Origin of the sequence: Capnocytophaga sp. oral taxon 863 str. F0517 (assembly GCF_000466425.1) — a bacterium.
Taxonomy (GTDB): domain Bacteria; phylum Bacteroidota; class Bacteroidia; order Flavobacteriales; family Flavobacteriaceae; genus Capnocytophaga.
The window spans coordinates 1-705 of the sequence record NZ_KE992158.1 but is presented as its reverse complement, the minus strand read 5'-3'; the positions used below and the strand labels follow the sequence as shown (position 1 = coordinate 705).

1 protein-coding gene is annotated in these 705 nt (G+C 42.7%); it reads left to right on the top strand.

Annotated elements, in window-relative coordinates; translation table 11 throughout:
• Positions 1-705 (top strand): helicase-related protein (locus HMPREF1551_RS07895; RefSeq protein ID WP_021628568.1); only part of this gene is annotated, 705 nt, incomplete at both ends.

Here is a 705-nt window from a genome sequence, read left to right as displayed (position 1 = left end):
AAATGCGCAAACAACTCATCAGCGACACCAACGAGGGCAAGATACGGGTACTCTTTGGCTCTACCGATATGCTCGGCACAGGGGTCAATGCACAGAAGAAAGCTGTTGCTGTACATCACTTAGATACCCCTTGGCGACCCAGTGACCTACAACAAAGGGACGGACGTGCCATTCGCAAGGGTAATGAAGTGGCTAAATATTTTGCTGATAATAAGGTGGATGTGATTATCTATGCCGTCGAAAAGTCTTTGGACTCATACAAGTTCAATCTACTATTTAATAAACAACTCTTTATCGACCAACTTAAAAACAATAAGCTGGGCAAACGAACCATTGATGAGGGTGCTATGGACGAAAAGTCGGGAATGAACTATTCTGAATATGTGGCTATCCTCTCAGGAAATACCGATTTACTCGAAAAAGCGAAGTTGGAAAAGAAGATTGGAGCTTTAGAGAGTGAAAAACAAACGTTCTTACGCTCTAAATACACCTCTAAAAACCGTTTAGATAACCTCTGTAGCGATTTGAATGCCCTACAAGATCGCTTGTATCGTTTTCAGACAGATTGGCAAAACTTCTCAGATAAAGCTGTACGCCGAGAAGATGGCTCGGTAGTCAATGCCTTGCATTTGGATGGCTTAGACGAAAAGAGCAGTGTAAAGCAGTTAGCCCAAAAGTTACAAGACTATGCCCAAAACGCTCGTA